The sequence below is a fragment of the Enterococcus sp. 5B3_DIV0040 genome (assembly GCF_002140755.1).
GTDB classification, from domain to species: domain Bacteria; phylum Bacillota; class Bacilli; order Lactobacillales; family Enterococcaceae; genus Enterococcus_D; species Enterococcus_D casseliflavus.
On the sequence record NZ_NGLC01000003.1, the window covers coordinates 36,027 to 50,235 of the forward strand.

Annotated in this window: 14 protein-coding genes and 1 pseudogene; 12 read left to right on the forward strand and 3 right to left on the reverse strand. The window is 43.9% G+C overall.

Features of this window, described 5'->3' with window-relative positions; translation table 11 throughout:
• The first annotated feature begins 62 nt into the window (after positions 1 to 62).
• On the forward strand, positions 63 to 656 hold the full coding sequence (locus A5883_RS17395) for a gamma carbonic anhydrase family protein (protein WP_005231095.1): 594 nt from the start codon (positions 63 to 65) through the stop codon (positions 654 to 656).
• A gap of 62 nt (positions 657 to 718) precedes the next feature.
• Here the strand turns inward: A5883_RS17395 and clpP are convergent, their stop codons facing one another.
• Positions 719 to 1,309: an ATP-dependent Clp endopeptidase proteolytic subunit ClpP gene (gene clpP / locus A5883_RS17400; protein ID WP_005225161.1), complete on the reverse strand. Its 591-nt coding sequence runs from the start codon at positions 1,307 to 1,309 to the stop codon at positions 719 to 721.
• 175 nt (positions 1,310 to 1,484) lie between these two features.
• Here clpP and A5883_RS17405 point away from each other — a divergent pair, with 175 nt between their 5' ends.
• From A5883_RS17405 to glnA, 6 genes are all read left to right on the forward strand, one after another.
• Positions 1,485 to 2,003: a hypothetical protein gene (locus A5883_RS17405; RefSeq protein WP_005231097.1), complete on the forward strand. Its 519-nt coding sequence runs from the start codon at positions 1,485 to 1,487 to the stop codon at positions 2,001 to 2,003.
• Between the two features lie 223 nt (positions 2,004 to 2,226).
• Positions 2,227 to 2,976: a glycerophosphodiester phosphodiesterase gene (locus tag A5883_RS17415; protein ID WP_005225163.1), complete on the forward strand. Its 750-nt coding sequence runs from the start codon at positions 2,227 to 2,229 to the stop codon at positions 2,974 to 2,976.
• Positions 2,973 to 3,890: a tRNA (adenosine(37)-N6)-dimethylallyltransferase MiaA gene (gene miaA, locus A5883_RS17420; protein ID WP_005225164.1), complete on the forward strand. Its 918-nt coding sequence runs from the start codon at positions 2,973 to 2,975 to the stop codon at positions 3,888 to 3,890. The genes A5883_RS17415 and miaA overlap by 4 nt, the downstream gene beginning before the upstream one ends.
• Positions 3,887 to 5,131: a GTPase HflX gene (hflX, locus tag A5883_RS17425; protein WP_005225165.1), complete on the forward strand. Its 1,245-nt coding sequence runs from the start codon at positions 3,887 to 3,889 to the stop codon at positions 5,129 to 5,131. Before miaA ends, hflX begins: the two co-directional genes overlap by 4 nt.
• 289 nt (positions 5,132 to 5,420) lie before the next feature.
• Positions 5,421 to 5,801, forward strand: coding sequence for a MerR family transcriptional regulator (locus A5883_RS17430; RefSeq protein WP_005225166.1), 381 nt, complete (start codon positions 5,421 to 5,423; stop codon positions 5,799 to 5,801).
• Positions 5,802 to 5,860: 59 nt separating this feature from the next.
• Positions 5,861 to 7,201 carry a type I glutamate--ammonia ligase gene (glnA, locus tag A5883_RS17435; RefSeq protein WP_005225167.1) on the forward strand — a complete coding sequence of 447 codons (1,341 nt, stop codon included), beginning with the start codon at positions 5,861 to 5,863 and terminating at the stop codon, positions 7,199 to 7,201.
• A gap of 316 nt (positions 7,202 to 7,517) precedes the next feature.
• Here glnA and A5883_RS17440 read toward each other — a convergent pair whose 3' ends face one another.
• Entirely contained in the window at positions 7,518 to 7,907 is a 390-nt protein-coding gene (locus tag A5883_RS17440) for a YxeA family protein (RefSeq protein ID WP_086339176.1), read from the reverse strand.
• A gap of 234 nt (positions 7,908 to 8,141) precedes the next feature.
• Between A5883_RS17440 and A5883_RS17450 the strand changes: the two genes are divergently transcribed.
• The 3 genes from A5883_RS17450 to A5883_RS17465 all read left to right on the forward strand — a co-directional run bounded on the left by A5883_RS17450 (position 8,142) and on the right by A5883_RS17465 (position 10,542).
• Positions 8,142 to 8,744: a LysM peptidoglycan-binding domain-containing protein gene (locus A5883_RS17450; protein ID WP_074536355.1), complete on the forward strand. Its 603-nt coding sequence runs from the start codon at positions 8,142 to 8,144 to the stop codon at positions 8,742 to 8,744.
• Between the two features lie 153 nt (positions 8,745 to 8,897).
• Positions 8,898 to 9,599, forward strand: a complete 702-nt coding sequence (nagB, locus tag A5883_RS17455; RefSeq protein WP_086339177.1) for a glucosamine-6-phosphate deaminase — start codon at positions 8,898 to 8,900, stop codon at positions 9,597 to 9,599.
• A 232-nt stretch (positions 9,600 to 9,831) separates the two neighbouring features.
• Positions 9,832 to 10,542 carry an MgtC/SapB family protein gene (locus A5883_RS17465; protein WP_074536356.1) on the forward strand — a complete coding sequence of 237 codons (711 nt, stop codon included), beginning with the start codon at positions 9,832 to 9,834 and terminating at the stop codon, positions 10,540 to 10,542.
• 61 nt (positions 10,543 to 10,603) lie between these two features.
• On the opposite strand, the gene A5883_RS17470 is transcribed toward A5883_RS17465, so the two are convergent.
• Entirely contained in the window at positions 10,604 to 11,428 is an 825-nt protein-coding gene (locus A5883_RS17470) for a DUF92 domain-containing protein (protein ID WP_086339178.1), read from the reverse strand.
• Positions 11,429 to 11,797: 369 nt separating this feature from the next.
• Between A5883_RS17470 and A5883_RS17475 the strand changes: the two are divergent.
• Positions 11,798 to 13,695, forward strand: a pseudogene (locus A5883_RS17475) (TIM-barrel domain-containing protein); the annotation flags it as partial.
• Between the two features lie 126 nt (positions 13,696 to 13,821).
• Positions 13,822 to 14,205, forward strand: coding sequence for a DUF5110 domain-containing protein (locus A5883_RS19395; RefSeq protein WP_333493791.1), 384 nt, complete (start codon positions 13,822 to 13,824; stop codon positions 14,203 to 14,205).
• The last annotated feature ends 4 nt before the right edge of the window (positions 14,206 to 14,209 follow it).

Sequence of the window (14,209 nt, forward strand, 5' to 3'; positions counted from 1 at the left end):
GCCCAAAAGAGCGTCCAGTCTGACTGGCGCTCTTTTTGCATTGTCGCAAGGGTGGTGCTATAGTGAAAAAAGAAAGCGCAGATCCGTTTATGGATTGGAAGGAGAAGTTGATGGACAAAGAACAATCAGGGAATGAAACCCACAAAACAGTTTCGCCAGCCTCGTTGCAAGGAACACCTTGTTTTGTGGCAAAAAATGCGACGATCGTAGGAAACGTGACTCTAGGAAAAGAGAGTACGGTCTGGTTTCAAGCAGTGATTCGAGGCGATGCCAATCGCATCGAAATCGGCGCGCGTACCAATATTCAAGATGGAACGATCATTCACGTTGATCACGATGCCCCGACGATCGTGGAAGACGATGTGACTGTTGGGCATCAGTGTATGCTTCATGGCTGTACCATCAAAAAAGGGGCGCTGATCGGCATGAGCTCGATTGTTTTGAATCATGCAGTGATCGGTGAAAATAGCTTGTTAGGTGCTGGTTCGTTAGTAACGGAAGGAACCGTCATTCCGCCCAATGTGTTGGCGTTTGGTCGTCCTGCACGAGTGATCCGTCCGTTGACAGAAGAAGAAATCGCCAAAAATCAGGCAAACATCACGCATTACGTGGAAAATGGGTATGCTTACCAACAGGGCGAATATGGTGAAGTCTGACGCCGAACCAAAAGACGCAAAAAGGTGTACGAATTGCTTCGTACACCTTTTTTTATGCAAGCTTATTTCAATTTGTTTGATTCCATGATCTCGTCGATCAAGCCGTAATCTTTGGCTTCTTGTGCGGTCATGAAGTTGTCACGATCGGTGTCGCGTTCAATCACTTCGATTGGTTGACCAGTACGTTCTGACAAGATTTTGTTCAGACGTTCGCGGGTTGCCAAAATGTGGCGGGCAGCAATTTCGATCTCAGTTGCTTGTCCTTGTGCGCCACCTAATGGTTGGTGGATCATGATTTCTGCATTTGGTAATGCAAAGCGTTTGCCTTTTTCACCAGCGGTCAATAAGAATGAACCCATAGAAGCAGCCATCCCCATAACGATGGTTTGAACATCGGCTTTGATAAAGTTCATGGTATCAAAGATCGCTAGACCAGCAGTAACGCTTCCGCCAGGCGAGTTGATGTACAAGTAGATGTCTTTTTCAGAATCTTGCGCGTCCAAGAATAAAAGCTGAGCAATGATCGAGTTTGCTAAGTCATCGGTTACTTGACCACTCAACATAATGATCCGATCTTTTAATAGACGAGAATAGATGTCATACGCTCTTTCACCGCGAGATGATTGTTCAATGACTGTAGGAATTAAATTCATAGTGATAGTCCTCCTAAAAATCGTTATAGATATAGTTTAGCATAAAGTTTTCGCAATATCTAAGAGATAGTATACCGATTAGGTCAAGAAAGGTCAAATAAAAAGTTCGTTATCTTTTTTGCGAAACTTTCAAATATGATACAATATGAAAAAAGGAATGAGGAAGGATCGAAGAATGGCAGTAGCAATAGCAGGTTTGATCGGCGTCTTAGTGGGCGCATTGTTAGTAACCATCATTTTTAATTTACGCATTCGGTATGAGGAGCAAAAAGAAAAACAACGCCGTTTGTTGGAGCATAAAGTCAAAGAAATCGAAACGTTGGTTTTATTGAATCAAAAAATCAGTGAGATTCTACAAAAACGGGTCATGCTGATGGATGAGTATGTCAGCTTTGATGCCTTTGACGACTGTTATATCACCATCGATGATTTTGCCTATCTACAATCTTTTGCGGCGCAAAACAGTTTTTATCTACCGAATTTTTTCTTGGAAGAATTTTTCAAAAAAATCGGAACACGTCGGGTGATTTTATCCCCAGAGGAAACTGTTAAAATCGGTGGGTATACCTATAAAGGCGGTCGGATCATTATGGAAAATTTCCTTGATCAATTAGTCGAAATGGTCAATGAGCGTAAAACCCAAATGAAAAACATGACGAGCGAACCGTTGACCTATTTTTCAAAAACGATTTGATTCTACTGGTCAGCCGTTTTCCTTGGTTAAGGCAACCAAACCAGAGTATCGACGGTTGCGCTTTTTTAACTGATCACACACACTCTTACTGCGATCATAGTAAGGGTGTTTTTCTTTGACCGAAACAAAGCGTTATTATGCATTAAGAGGATCGAAACAAACAGAGGCTTTTTGGTTCTAGGAGATTCCATGGTAAAATAAAGAGTGAGAATGGAGTGAAAGAATGATGGTACAAATCGTTGCCCACCGCGGGAGTAGCGGCAACCGACCTGAAAACACGCTACCAGCATTTGCGGAAGCGGTGCGGGTCAAAGCTGATATCATTGAGTTAGATGTACATCTATCAAAAGATGGCGGCTTGATCGTCATGCATGATGAAACGGTTGATCGAACGACCAACGGCAAAGGTCGGATCTGTGACCTGACGGTTGCTGAACTAAAAGAACTCAATGCTGGCAGCTGGTTTTCTGAGGAATTCCAAGCCGCCAAAGTCCCCACACTAAAAGAAGTGTTGGATTTACTTGCAGCGAAGAATTATCGTGGCATTTTGACGATCGAATTAAAAACCGATCATTATGAGTATGAAGGAATCGAAGCCAAAGTATCCGACTTAATGAATAGTCAAGAATGGCCCTTTACTCATTGGTATTGTTCCTTCAATATCGAGACCTTGGATCGGATCCATGCGATCGAACCGGATGCGACCCTTGATTTTATTATGGGACGCGGGGAAGACAAACCACCGTTGGCGCTCAGCCGACCGTATATCGAAGGAATTCATCCTGCCTATCGCTGGGTCCAAGAGACAGCAACGGTCTTAACTGATTTTCCGATCGCGATCCGTCCGTGGACTGTCAACGAAGAAGCGGCGATTCGCACCTGCTTGGCTCTGGGGTTGACGGGGATCATCACCGATTTTCCAGAAAAAGCTCGGGCAATTGTGCAACAGGTCCGCGAGGAAACAAAAGGATGAAAAAAGTCTTAGTAATCGTGGGACCGACCGCAGTCGGCAAAACCGCCTTGAGTATCCAGTTAGCCCAAAAATACCATGGGGAGATCATCAGCGGGGATTCCATGCAAATTTACCGTCAGTTAGATATCGGTACCGCCAAAGTGACGAAGGAAGAAATGGCAGGGATTCCTCATCATTTGATCGATATTCGTGGGATGACGGAAGCATACTCTGCCGCTGATTTCCAGCAAATGGGGCGTGAAGCCATCGAGACGATCCAGCAGCAAGGAAAGCTGCCGATCGTTGTAGGGGGAACAGGGTTATACATCCAAGCGCTTTTGTATGACTTTCGTTTAGGGGCAGAAGAAGGCGACCCAACGATTCGTCAGCGTTACGAACAAGAAGCAGTAGTCATCGGCAAAGAAGCTTTATGGCAAAAGCTGCAGGCGGTCGATCCCTTGGCAGCAGCGAAGATCCACTACAACAATGAGCGGAAAGTGATTCGTGCGTTGGAGGTTTTTGAAACGACTGGCGAAAGTATCGCTGCACCAAAAGAGACACCACAAGCTTTGTACGATTTCTTCATGATCGGGTTAACCACTGAGCGAGAAGTGTTATACCAGCGAATCAATCAGCGGGTGGACTTGATGATGGATCAAGGCTTGATCGAAGAAGCAAAAGCTGTTTTGCAGTATCCAGAAACGCAAGCCGCTAAGGGGATCGGCTACAAGGAATTTTTGCCCTATTTTCAAGGGCAGGCCACATTGGAGGAGACCATTGAGCAAATCAAGCAAAACTCACGCCGCTACGCCAAGCGGCAGCTGACGTGGTTCAATAACCGAGCACAGCCCCGATGGATTGATTTAGTGAGGCAACCTGAAGAACAACGTACCCTTGAAACAGAAATCGACCAATGGTTGGAGGAGAAAAGATGAGCCAAGAACGTGTGATTCTTGTCGGAGTAGAAACGGAGAAAAACTATCTTCATTTTGATTCGTCAATGAAAGAATTGAAAAGCTTAACAAAAACCGCCAATGGTGAAGTTGTTTTTTCACTGGTGCAAAAACGGCAGCAAGTCGATCGACAAACCGTGATCGGCAAGGGGAAAGTTGCGGAATTGCAGCAGTTGGCAGAAGCACATGAAGCAGATCTAGTGATCTTCAATCATGAACTGACACCAAGGCAAAGCCAGTTGATCGGTGATGCGCTAGAAGTGCCAGTGATTGATCGCGTTCAGCTGATCCTTGATATTTTTGCGATGCGTGCCCGTTCCAAAGAAGGAAAGCTGCAAGTAGAATTGGCGCAGCTGGATTATTTGCTTCCACGCTTGATAGGGCAAGGAAAGAACATGTCTCGGCTAGGGGGCGGAATCGGAACGAGAGGACCAGGGGAAACCAAGCTGGAGACCGATCGTCGACACATCCGCAACCGCATCACCATCATCAAACGGGAATTGAAGGAAGTGGCAGCCCATCGAGACCGGACACGCCAAAAGCGCAAAGACAGCCAAGTCTTTCAAATGGGCTTGATTGGTTATACCAATGCTGGAAAATCAACTATTTTAAACATTTTGACCAGTGCGGATACGTATGAACAAGACCAGTTGTTTGCGACACTTGACCCTTTGACGAAACGCTGGCGGATGCCAGAAGGATTCGAAGTCACCATTACCGATACGGTTGGTTTTATCCAAGAATTGCCGACCCAATTGATTGATGCGTTTCATTCCACACTGGAGGAAAGTCAAAACATGGACTTCTTGCTGCATGTCGTCGATGCCAGTTCCGAAGAACGGGTCCAGCAAGAGGAGACGGTCTTAAAATTAATGGAGGAACTTTCTTTGACCCAATTACCGATGTTGACGGTCTACAATAAGGCGGATCGCATCGACGCCGATCAGTTTGTCCCAACACTATTTCCCAATGTCTTGATCTCAGCAAAGAGTACCAAAGGCAAAGAGCGCTTGACTCAGGCGATCAAAATGGAATTGATGCAGATCATGCAGCCTTATCATCTGGTGTTGCAAGCCGATGAAGGCAATGCGCTGAATCGTTTAAAACGGGAGTCGCTAGTGTTGAGTAATGCCTTCGATGAAGCAACACAGACCTATCATATCAAAGGATTTGCGCTGGAGGATACCTATCCACTACGCAGAATGGCGCAAGAACAGGAATAAACAGAAACGGTGCAACCGATGCACCGTTTTTTTGTGGTGACAAAATTATGGGAGTATAAGTGGTTTGACTTTCTTCAAGTGCAAAACCCGAACATTTTTGGCTAAGGCACCATTTCTTCCAGAAAAAGGACTGCTTGAACATGCGATCAAATCAAGGGCCCAATGGAAAAATCAAAAAAATTTGCATTCATGTCACTTTTTCTAACATGAGGGGTTGACACACAAAAAAAGAATTGGTATAGTTTCCATAAAGTTACGCAGCATCATTGAAACGGAGGGGAGCCAAGTTATGCGGGAAAAAGAATTGCGGCGCTCAATGTCAGTCTTTCCTATCGGAACAGTCATGAAATTGACCGATCTCACCGCCCGTCAAATTCGTTATTACGAAGAACAAGAATTGATCCACCCGGAACGCAGCGATGGCAATCGACGAATGTATTCGCTGAATGATATTGATACCTTGCTAGAGATCAAAGACTATCTTTCCGATGGACTGAACATGGCGGGAATCAAACGAGTTTATGAAATGAAAGTTGCCAAAGAAAAAGAAGCGAAGAACAAACCGCCGCTGACCGATGAAGATGTACGTCGAATTTTTTATGATGAACTCTTGGCTCAAGGTGGATTGAATCAACAACAGCCATACCAGCAAAAAGGTCCACGAATGTAGAGCATTAGTAGATCGTTGCTGTGATATAAAAAAAGAATTGGGAAAAAGGAAGGGATACTATGCCAAAATTTGAAAGAACTGCCGAAGACATCAAACAAATCGTAAAGGATGAGAACGTGCGCTTTTTACGCTTGATGTTTACTGATATTTTAGGAACGAACAAGAACGTTGAAGTACCTGTAAGTCAATTAGATAAAGTACTGGAAAACAAAATGATGTTTGACGGTTCTTCTATTGAAGGGTTTGTCCGTATTGAAGAAAGTGACATGTATCTGTATCCTGATTTGTCCACCTGGATGATCTTCCCTTGGGAAAGTGAACATGGCAAAGTGGCTCGTTTGATCTGTGATATCTACAATCCAGATGGCACCCCATTTGCAGGCGACCCTCGTGGCAACTTAAAACGGGCATTAGCTGACATGCAATCCCTTGGTTTTACTTCTTTCAATCTTGGACCAGAACCCGAATTTTTCCTATTCAAATTAGATGAAGCAGGCGAAATCACAACGGAATTAAACGACAAAGGCGGCTACTTCGATTTTGCCCCAACCGATCTAGGGGAAAACTGCCGTCGCGATATCGTATTAGAATTAGAAAGCCTTGGCTTTGAAGTTGAAGCGTCTCACCATGAGGTGGCACCAGGGCAACACGAGATCGACTTTAAATATGCGGATGCAGTGGAAGCATGTGACAACATCCAAACCTTCAAGCTTGTCGTGAAAACCATTGCTCGTAAACACGGCTTGCATGCGACCTTTATGCCAAAACCATTATTCGGCATCAACGGTTCAGGTATGCACTGCAACATGTCCTTGTTCAAAGGTGATGAAAATGTCTTCTTTGATGAAGAAGGACCAATGCAATTAAGCCAAACAGCGTATCACTTCTTAGGCGGTTTGATCGAACACGCCCGTGCTTACACGGCTGTCTGCAACCCAACCGTCAACTCTTACAAACGCTTAGTGCCAGGTTACGAAGCGCCTGTATACGTGGCATGGTCAGGACGCAACCGTTCACCATTGATTCGGGTACCAGAATCAAGAGGCTTGTCAACACGTTTGGAATTGCGTTCGGTTGACCCATCCGCTAACCCATACTTAGCAATGGCTGTTTTATTACAAGCAGGACTTGATGGCGTTAGACGTGAGTTGACACCACCACCAGCTGTCGACCGCAACATCTACATCATGAACGAAACAGAACGGGCAGAAGCACAAATCGAAGATCTGCCATCAACGATCCACAATGCCATCAAAGCATTGCGTAAAGACCAAGTGATGATCGATGCCTTAGGCAAACACATCTATGCCAACTTTGTCGAAGCAAAACGATTAGAATGGGCAGCCTTCCGCCAAACAGTCTCCGAGTGGGAAAGAGAACAATACTTGGAACTCTATTAAAATCGCAAAAAAAGCCGCTAGAGATAAACAATCTAGCGGTTTTTTTATGATGAAACCAGCGTTTATCCTATTGATTCTGGTTTTATTTATTTCCGATCGTCAATAGCTGCTTGATCAAAGTTTGAGAAAAAAACCATTGCGAAGCTAGAGCGGTTTTGTCTACAAGAAGCGTAACTCCTGACCATTGGGAAAAATCAAAAAATACCAGTCGGGCGAGGACTGGTAAGAGGAAGAAAAATAGTTTTGGTATAAAGCTAGCATAGACCGTCAAAGTAAAATGAACCTTAAAAAGTAGAAAGTTTCTTGTAAGAAGTCCTTATTCGTCAAAGGTTTTCAGCTCAGATAGTATTTTTGCGGGGACTTCTGATTGAGGGACTTCATTGGGACCAGAAATGATGCGGGTCTTACTGATTTCTGCTTTGACTAAAGTATTTGGAGCCAATGGTTTTACATTTTCGCCCGTCAGGTCATAGGTCATGAGTTCTTTTTCACCATTTTTCTTTACGAATTCAAAGGTGTATTTGTAGGTAAAAGAGCCATCGATTTTTTCACCAGAATCGCTGTAGGTCTGTGTCTTTTCAGGGACTTTGTTGGGCGTGATAGCATAAGCCGTGATGCCGCGATACGTTGTTGCATAGTACGTGTAGCCGAAATAGCCGGCTACGACAATAATCAAAACGCCAAGCGTTAATAGTAGTTTTTTCATGGGTGTCATTCCTTTCCATTACTAGCATCACTATAGCATGTGGCCACTAAAAGCACTCATCGAAAGGGATAACAATATTGTAAGTTTAGCATTTTTGAATAAAAATCCTGTAACTTTCTGTTTAACAATTGTGATAATGAAAAATATTTCTGAAACCTTCCTGCAATATTGTAATGTTATTCTCTTACTTGTGCCCGATAGCGGGACAAATAATCAAAAGAGAGGTTTTTTCATTTGAAAAAATTTGCATTTACAGTTGTTGCAGGATTTGGTTTATTCGTTGGCGGAACAGTTGTTTCAGCAGCAGAACAAACCCATGTTGTCGAACCAGGAGACACTCTATCTGGGATCGCTGCTACTTATCAAACAACGGTCGAAGACCTTTTAGCTTTAAATGATTCGATCGAAAATCCAAATATGATTTTTGATGGCGAAACATTGTTGGTTTCTAACGATGGCCAATCAGTAGAAAACAAAGAGACAAGTACGAAAGAAAGCACAGAAAAAAGTGAGTCTACAGCGACTGCTAACGTGAGTCAAACTCGTTCAAGCGTTCCTGGTGCTGGTTCTGGTGTCTTGAATCCAGTGGATGGGATCAATTACTTCAATGGTGTGAGAGAATCGTACTACTCACAAAAAGTCTTGCCAGGAGGCGGATTGAATATCCCTGGTCGCCATGTAGCATCAGACGGAACCATCCGTGATGCCGATGGGTACATCGTTGTTGCCAGTGATAATCAACCGAAAGGATCGACTGGTCAATCATCTTTAGGTGCCTATAAAGTCTATGACACAGGTGTCGGTCATAGCGGTATTGATGTTTATACGAATTGGTAAACAAGTAGAATACGAGTAGAGACGAGCGCATTTTAGAGCTCGTCTTTTTTTGATTGCCGAGAAAAAATCGTCATCTGGTCTAGACTAATTATTGTAATCAAACACAACCTGTGGTATTATTGGACTATACCAAATAGAAACGGAGCGCTGATCATGGAAATTATTCGCGTTAAAGATGCTGCTCAAGGCGGAAAGAAAGCTTTTGAATTGATTCAAGAAGGTATGGCAAATGGCGCCAAGGTCCTAGGCTTAGCAACAGGAAGCACGCCAGAAACCCTTTATGCAGAAATGACTGCCAGTGAAGTTGATTTTTCAGAAATGACTTCAGTCAACTTAGATGAATACGTAGGACTAGGCGGCGAAGACGAACAAAGCTATCGCTACTTCATGAATGCTCATTTATTCAATAAAAAACCATTCAAAGAAACCTTCGTACCAAACGGCAAAGCGGAAGACTTAGAAGCAGAATGCCAACGCTACGATAGCGTGATTGGGGATCACCCAGTTGATATCCAAATCTTGGGTATTGGACAAAACGGACATATCGGCTTCAACGAACCTGGTGCATCCTTTGAAGGAACGACCTCAGTCGTTGATTTGACTGAATCAACCATCAATGCCAACAAACGCTACTTTGATAAAGTCGAAGACGTCCCAACGACGGCAATTTCAATGGGGATCGGTTCGATTATGCAAAGCAAAAAAATCATTTTGATGGCATTTGGCGAAGTCAAAGCGGATGCGATCCAAAAAATGATTGAAGGACCCGTAACCAACGAATTACCGGCTTCTGTTTTACAAAAGCATGATGACGTGATCGTGATCATCGATGAGGCTGCTGCCAGCAACCTGTAAAACAAAATCAGCCCTTTTCAGAAATAAGTCAGAAGGAAAAATGAGCCATCCTCGCAGCTTCCCCCTGCGCTTGTGCAGTAGCGCCAGCGCAGCTGCGAGCAATGGTTTGTAGCTAACTTGCTTATTTTCTGAGGGGGCTTTTTTTATTTGGCTGATTCGGCGCTGTTTTTTTCTTTTTTTCATCAGAGATGCTATAGTTAAAAGAGAGAATACGAAGAAAAGAGGGATGCAAATGGTTGATATGCATTTATCCATTCCTGAAGTAGCGCTGAGATTGCTGTTGGCAATGATCATGGGAGGAGCGATTGGGTACGAGCGGCAATACAAAAGTCGACCAGCTGGACTTAGAACCCATATCTTGGTTTGCATGGGAGCTTGTGTCATTGCTTTGATCCAAGTGGAGATCGCCACAGGTGCCATGCGAGATGCACTAAATCATCCAGATTTAGCAGGCGTGATTCGTTCAGACGAAGCACGATTGATCGCCCAAGTCGTCAGCGGGGTCGGTTTTCTAGGCGCCGGAACGATCATTGTGACGAAGCGCTCGGTGACGGGGTTGACGACGGCTGCTTCCTTATGGGCGATCGCCGGTTTAGGAATTGCCATCGGGATGGGCTTTTACACCATCGCATTAAGTAGTTTTATCGGGATCTTCTTTGCATTGACGATCGTTAAGCGGATCGTCCGCGTACCAACAGCAAAGAAATTAGAGATCCAGTACATCCACCGCACTGAGACCAAAGAGTTTTTGACGGAGTACTTCCAAGAGAAAAATATCGTGATCGAAGATGTCAATTTTGATGTCAAATTCATGGAAGACTATCGCATTTATACCAACATTTATACGATTGATCTCCCCCGAGGACTAGGCTTTTCTGAAGTGATCGAAGAATTGTCTGTCTACAAAAATGTCACGAAGATCCGCTTAGTGGATATTGCTTAATCGGTATTGAGTCAAAAAGCAGCAAGACACCTCACATTAGTGACGTGCTTTGCTGCTTTTTTTATGATGCGGTAGACATTTTTAAGTAAAAGAAACATACAGTCAAAATAACGATCACTATTGAAGTCAGCAAATTGACCCCTTCATTCGTTACAAAGGTAAGACCGCCGACTTGCTTGGTGGCAACGTCGTGGTGGACTTTTTTTTCGGTGTATTGGTGACAGACAGGACATTGATAGCGCACCTGAATCGTTGCGCCCAGTAAGCTGTCCAAAAGACTACCGCAAAAGCCTAAGGCAGTCAAGGTCAACCAGAGATCAAAGGAGAACGGCTTGCCGTTCAACCATAAGGCTGCTGCGAATAAACCAGTGATGGAGAGACTCCCTGCTAGGGAAGCGGCAGTTCCCAACCAACTGACACCGCCGGAAAGTCCCGGTGGTAATTTTTTTCCCGTTAGTAAGTGACGCGGTGGACTTGGACTCAGCACGCCGATTTCTGAGCCCCAAGTGTCAGCCGTACAGCTAGCGATTCCCGCCACAAATCCCCAAAGGAATAGCGGTTCTTTCGTCCAAAAGGCAAGCAGTAGAGCAAAGATGCTTGGTGTGATGTTCGCAAAGACTTGTTTTGCATCACGGCGAGCACCTTTGGCAAGCACAGCTAACTCTGGCTGACTGCGCATTTTCTTTAAAAGACCAATGATGCCAGAGCTGGCAAAGAAAAAGCCAATCAAAAAGATGCTGTACCACGGACCAAAGCCAATGACCAGTGTGCCGCAAAGAATCGCAGCCAGTGCGCCAGAAACAGTCAGCCACTGAAAGACGAATGCTGCCGCTGCAACGAATGTACTGGCAAACAATCCCAGCATGAATTGATAAAAGAAAACCATTTGAACACTCCTTTTTGCTGAATAGACTAGACGTTTTACAAATCACTTCGCTATCGAAAGGACAATCCAAGGGACAATCCAAGGGACCAGAATCAGGTTGCAGAAGTGAGGAGGACAATTCTCGAAATCTGTCCGTTGTATATTAATATATGAGAAGTTACTATTATCAATAAGCAAACGGTCATAGAAAATTGCTCTTCCTAGATAGAAAGCAATTATTTTTTTTAGTGTAAGTGAAAGCGATTTCTAAGTCCGTTTTTGTGACAATCGTTTAAGGAGGTATATATGAAGATTGCAACAAGTGTCATCGATAGTCAAGAAAAAAATCACTGTTTTTTGATTCGAACAAATGGTTGTTTAGTGAAGATCATGTTCTTGACTGACGAAATTATTCGGATTCGTGCCAGCTTTGATGAGGAATTTGATGAGGCGTCTTACAGTTTAGTGTTGACAGGGTGGGAAGATCGCTTCGATCAGTTGATTGGAGCAGAGCGTCAGCGAGTCGATTTACAAGAATTTCAGGTCATTGAAGAAGAAGACAAGATTGGGTTGATCGGCAAGAAATTGAAAGTGTTTCTCTACAAGGATCCCTATCAATTGGTGATTTACGACCAAGAGGATTTGGTTTTGCACAAAGATATCGTCGATCTTGCATTGATGGAAGATGCGAATAAGCGCAAAATCCACACCAGTGAAATAGTAGAGGGAGATTGCTTTTACGGATTTGGGGAAAAAACAGGTGCTATAGAGAAAAGTCATACTTTTATGGTTATGAGTCCTCGCGATACGATGGGCTATGATCCTAAAAATGCCGATTCTCTTTATAAGCACATTCCCTTCTATGTAAAAAGCAATAAGCGAACAAAAGTTGCCAGTGGTTACTTTTATCACACCACATATGAATGTGATTTTGATATGGGGCGCTCACATAGTAATTATTGGAAGAAACACAGTCGTTTTCGAGTAGACGGAGGAGACATTGACTTATTTTTTATTGCAGGACCAACGATCAAAGAAGTGGTTCAGCGCTATACCTCGTTGACTGGACGGTCGGCGATGCTACCTAAATATGCATTGGGCTACCTAGGTTCATCCATGTATTATTCTGAACTGTCTAAAGATTGCGATCAAGCGATCATTGATTTCATCGATACCGCTAAAGAAGAATCGGTACCGATCGATGGCTTCCAGTTGTCTTCAGGCTATTGCAATCATGAGGGGCAGCGCTACTTTTTTACGTGGAACAAGGAGCGATTTAAAGACCCTAAAGGATTCTTCGCTGAGATGGAGAAACGGGGCGTCACGACCTCGCCTAATGTCAAACCTGGGATTCTCTTAACGCACCCATTCTTTCAGGCACTTCAAGAAGAACAAATTTTTGTGAAAGACAGCATGGACAAAGGTAAAAATGCTTTAGGTACTTGGTGGGGAGGAAAAGGAGTTTTCGCTGATTTTACCAATCCCCATACACGGAGGATTTGGAAAAAGTATTTAAAGGAACATGTCTTATCTTACGGTGTAACCAGTGTTTGGAATGATAATTGTGAATATGAAAGTATTGTCGATCAAGATGCTCGTTGTTTTTATGATGGGAAAACCGGTACCATTGGTCAGTTACGTCCAATCATGGCAAATCTTATGTGCCAAATCACAACCGAAGCCATCATAGAAGAGCACCCTAACACCCGACCCTTTGTGGTTTGTCGGGCAGGCCATGCGGGAATTCAGCGTTTTGCCCAATCGTGGTCTGGGGATAACCGAACGAGTTGGGAGTCGCTAAAATACAACATCGCGACAGTTTTAGGAATGGCGCTTTCTGGGGTGACCAATTATGGCTGTGATATCGGTGGCTTTTATGGGGATGCTCCTGAAGAAGAGTTGTTTGTCCGCTGGGTCCAAAATGGAATTTTCCAGCCCCGCTTCTCGATTCATTCAACCAATACTGATAATACGGTGACTGAACCCTGGATGTTTTCTGCAAGTAAGCAACGGATTGCGGAGGCGATCCAATTTCGATACAAAATGATTCCTTATTATTATTCATTGATGGTGCGGGCGGCTGAGACTGGTTTGCCAATTATTCAACCGACCTTTATGAAATTTCAAGAGGATGCTAACTGTTATGACAACGGCATTGATTTTGTTGTCGGAGAATCATTACTCGTAGCGAATGTCGTTGAAAAAGGCCAAAAGTCCGTGAGGTCTATTTGCCAGAAGGGGCAGTTTATTATGACTTTTATTCACGACAGAAGTACCAAGGGGGCCAAACACTAGCCATTCCTGTGACGATCGATAGTGTACCGTTGTTCGTGATTGGTGGGTCGATCACCCTTTTTGCAGCGAATGAAGTGAGAAATCTTCATTCTGAGGCGGTCACTGATCTAGAGATTTTAGTGGCACCAGATCAAGCTTGTCACTTCACCCATTATGAAGATGACGGGAAATCATTGGCTTACAAGACAGGCGCCTACTTGAAAGAAGAGATCCATGTGGAACCTGGAGAACAGGTCAAAGTGACAGTGAAACGAACGGGTGACTATCCAACGCAGATCGAAAAGATTCTTTTAAAAATCATCAACCACGAAAAAGCCCCTTTTTGGGTAACGATTGATGATCAGCTTGTTCCTCATTTTCAGCATCATAAGCAATTCGAGGCTGCGAAGGAAGGCTGGTACTATAGTCAAACCATGGGTCAAGTCTTTATCAAATACCAAAATCCAAAAGCAGATTATCAAGCGGTGATCTCCTTTGAAAACTTTGATTTGTTAGGGATGTAAGAAA